This is a genomic window from Nocardia sp. NPDC004722, assembly GCF_053601505.1.
On record NZ_JBSGBY010000740.1, the window covers coordinates 1 to 3,661 of the forward strand.

4 protein-coding genes are annotated in these 3,661 nt (G+C 67.9%); 2 read left to right on the forward strand and 2 right to left on the reverse strand.

From position 1 onward, the window contains the following. Positions 1-126: 126 nt before the first annotated feature. Positions 127-1,107: an alpha/beta hydrolase gene (locus ACWELQ_RS40935; RefSeq protein WP_452402368.1), complete on the reverse strand. Its 981-nt coding sequence runs from the start codon at positions 1,105-1,107 to the stop codon at positions 127-129. A gap of 206 nt (positions 1,108-1,313) precedes the next feature. Here ACWELQ_RS40935 and rfbA point away from each other — a divergent pair, with 206 nt between their 5' ends. After that, the gene (gene rfbA, locus ACWELQ_RS40940; RefSeq protein WP_452402369.1) at positions 1,314-2,189 is read left to right on the forward strand and encodes a glucose-1-phosphate thymidylyltransferase RfbA; all 876 of its coding nucleotides are present in this window, start codon (positions 1,314-1,316) and stop codon (positions 2,187-2,189) included. A gap of 3 nt (positions 2,190-2,192) precedes the next feature. Next, the gene (locus ACWELQ_RS40945; protein WP_452402370.1) at positions 2,193-2,756 is read left to right on the forward strand and encodes a dTDP-4-dehydrorhamnose 3,5-epimerase family protein; all 564 of its coding nucleotides are present in this window, start codon (positions 2,193-2,195) and stop codon (positions 2,754-2,756) included. A gap of 101 nt (positions 2,757-2,857) precedes the next feature. Here the strand turns inward: ACWELQ_RS40945 and ACWELQ_RS40950 are convergent. Beyond that, positions 2,858-3,661 (reverse strand): MFS transporter (locus ACWELQ_RS40950; protein WP_452402371.1); only part of this gene is annotated, 804 nt, incomplete at its 5' end.

A 3,661-nucleotide genomic window follows, 5' to 3' on the forward strand; every position in this document is an offset into this window, starting at 1 on the left:
CCGCGATCCAGTACTTCTCCACCATCAACGAGCCGCACATCTCCGCCAAGTAAGACGCGGACCGCAGCTCTACGAAACCCCCGCCCGGCTGAGCCGGGCGGGGGTTTCGCTTGTGTAAGAACAGAATCAGGCCGTACGGGCGACCTGGCCGGCCTCGATGCGCTCGCGCACGAAGCGCGCGACGTGCGCGAGGGCGGCGCGGCTCTCGGGCATGTTCGGGAAGATGGCCATGAAGGCGTGCACCTGGCCGCGCCAGATCTCCAGCGTGGCAGGCACTCCCGAGGCGGCGAGGCGCTCGGCCATGATCTCGCTGTCGCGGCGCAGCACCTCGTCCTCGGCGATGATGAGCAGCGCGGGCGGCAGCCCCGCCAGCACGTTGTTGACGGGTGACAGTCGCGGATCGATCCGGCCGTCGACCTCCGCACCGATCTTCACCACCGATTCCAGGGCGGAGAGCGGGATCAGCGCGTCGCGGTGGTAGTTGGGGTGGCGGCGCTTCTCGGTGCAGTCGAGATCCAGTGCGGGACACAGGCCGACGAGTCCGGCCGGGACCGGCAGCCCGGTGTCGCGTGCGCGCAGGGCGGTCGCGAAGGTCATGTAGCCGCCGGCCGAGTCGCCCGCGAACACCACGCGGGAGGCGGGCGCGCCGTGCGCCAGCAACCATTTGTAGGCGGTCAGGCAGTCGGCGACGGCCCCGGCGATATCGGTCTCCGGCAACTGCCGGTACTCGACGCTGATCACCGGCAACCCGGTGCGGCGGGCGAGCGAGGCGACCACGGGGCGATGGGTGTCGAGCCCGCAGAGGAAGAAGCCGCCGCCGTGCATGTAGAGCAACGCGCCGTCGCGCAGCGATTTGCTCGCCCCGGCCGGGCGGACGATCTCCATCCGGAAGCCCTTGAGCTGCACCTGTTCCCGTTCCACGCCGCTGGGCGAGGGGCGCAGCTTGGCCAGGTTGTTGATGACGCCGCTGACCATCGGCATGGAAGCGGCTGTGACGGGCATCAATTCGCCCATGGGGCGGATCATGGTGCGGGAGACGAGCTCGAGCATCCGCGCGGCGGCGCTGGTCCGGTTCGGGTTCTGGACGGGGACGTCTTCGTGAGCCATCGCGCACCTACCTCGTTGTTGGCGCGCCGAACCGTTGGAGAGTCGGCGCTGACATCTCACATAGTGTTGTTTCAGAACACCATGGGAAGGTGACCTACGCAACAGAAATCGCCGGATCCGCATCGTGGTAAACGGGCGTGATCGATTCGAGGTCCACTCGGAACCTGGCCGTCGCGCCCGCGCACGAACTGGCAGACTCTCGTGACATGCGCGGAATCATCCTGGCCGGGGGCACCGGATCACGGTTGCACCCGATCACCCGCGGGGTGAGCAAACAGCTGGTCCCGGTGTACGACAAACCGATGGTCTACTACCCCCTGTCCACCCTCATGCTGGCGGGGATCCAGGACATCCTGGTCATCACCACGCCCGAGGACAGCGCGGCCTTCGAGCGGTTGCTGGGCGATGGCAGCCGCTTCGGCGTCTCCATCTCGTACGTGGTGCAGCCGGAGCCGGACGGGCTGGCGCGCGCCTTCGTGCTGGGGGCCGATCACATCGGCACCGGCAGCGCCGCATTGGTGCTGGGCGACAATATCTTCCACGGTCCGGGCCTGGGCACCCGGTTGCAGCGCTTCCACGATCTCGACGGCGGCGCGGTCTTCGCCTACCGGGTCTCCGATCCGACCGCCTACGGCGTGGTCGAATTCGACGACGGCCGGGCCATTTCCATCGAGGAGAAGCCCAAGCACCCGCGGTCCAACTACGCCATCCCCGGGCTGTACTTCTACGACAACGACGTGCTCGCCATCGCCCGCGACCTGAAGCCGTCGGACCGCGGCGAATACGAGATCACCGATATCAACCGGGCCTACCTGGAACAGGGCCGCCTGCACGTGCAGGTGCTGGCCCGCGGCACCGCCTGGCTCGACACCGGCACCTTCGACTCGCTGCTGGACGCCGCCAACTACGTGCGCACCATCGAGGAGCGGCAGGGCCTCAAGATCGGCGTGCCGGAGGAGGTGGCCTGGCGACTGGGCTTCATCGACGATGATCAGCTGACCAGACTGGCCGAACCCCTGGTGCGCTCGGGCTACGGTAAATACCTGCTGGGTCTGCTGGACCACGGCCGAACTTGGGAGTGAGACATGGGGATTCGGGAACTGTCGGTGCCGGGCGCGTGGGAATTCACGCCCCGCCAGTTCGGCGATGAACGCGGCGTCTTCTACGAGTCGTTCAAGGCCTCGGAATTCGAGAAGACCGTCGGGCGGCCCTTCGATCTGTTGCAGGTCAATATCTCCACCTCCGCGGCGGGCGTGCTGCGCGGCATCCACTACACCGAGACCCCGCCCGGACAGGCCAAATACGTGACCTGCGTGCGCGGGGCGTTCCTGGACGTGGTGGTGGACCTGCGTCGCGACTCGCCGACCTTCGGGACGTGGGACGCGGTCGTCATCGACGATGTGGAGCGCAAGGCGGTGTTCCTGGCCGAGGGCCTGGGGCACGCGCTGCTGTCGCTCGAGGACGACTCGACCGTCAACTACCTGTGCTCGCTGGAGTACTCCCCCGAATTCGACCGGGACCTGGACGCTTTCGATCCGGAACTGGCCATCGAGTGGCCGACCGTGGGCCGCAACGGGGAACCGCTGACCTTCCTTCGCTCCGACAAGGATGCGGCGGCCCCGCGCCTGGCGGAGCTGCGCCTGCCGTAACAGCCGCAGACGAAAGGGCGCACCGCGTAATGCGGTGCGCCCTTTCTCTTTTCAGGTGACCGGCCGGTCCTGTGTGAGCGGCAGTACCGGCCGGTGGGTCATCAGCCGACCAGTTCGACCTCCAGCTCGCGAGCCTCCTGACGGCGGGCCCGGAACTTGGGGAGGAACACCGTCAGGGCGACCAGGGCTCCGACGATGGAGACGCCGGCGGCGAATTGCAGGCCCGGACGGTAGGTGTCGAGCATGGACTGCGCGGTCGGCTCGCTCGGCACGCCCGAGGTGACGATGGCGGTGGTCACCGCGAGCACGATGGCCGCGCCGACCTGCATGGCGGTCTGCAGCACGCCCGCCGCCAGACCCTGCTCGTCATCCTCGATGCCGCTGGTGGCCTGAATATTGATGGCGGGGAAGCCGACCCAGCCGATGCCGACCAGCAGCACGGCGGGCAGCAGCACGGTCAGGTACGACGGCGCGGTGTCGATGCGCAGGTACAGCAGGTAGCCGACGGCCATGACCACCATGGTGATCGCGATGATCGGGCCGGTGCCGAAGCGGTCGACCAGCTTGTCGGAGACGAAGGCCGAGGCGACCACCAGCAGACCCACGGGCAGCAGCGCCATCGACAGCTTCAGCGGCGACCAGCCCAGGGTGTCCTGCAGGTACAGCGTGGTGATGAACTGCCAGCTGAAGTACGAACCGGCCACGGCGATGATGGCCAGGCTGGCCCGGACCAGGGTGGGCTTGCGCAGAATGCCCAGGCGCACCAGCGGGTAGCGAACCTTGCTCTCCGCGTAGACGAATGCCGCACCCAGCACCAGCACCGCGACGAACGATCCGATGGTGCGGGCCGAGCCCCAGCCCGCCTGCGGCGCGGAGACCACGGTGTAGACCAGCAGCAGCATGGT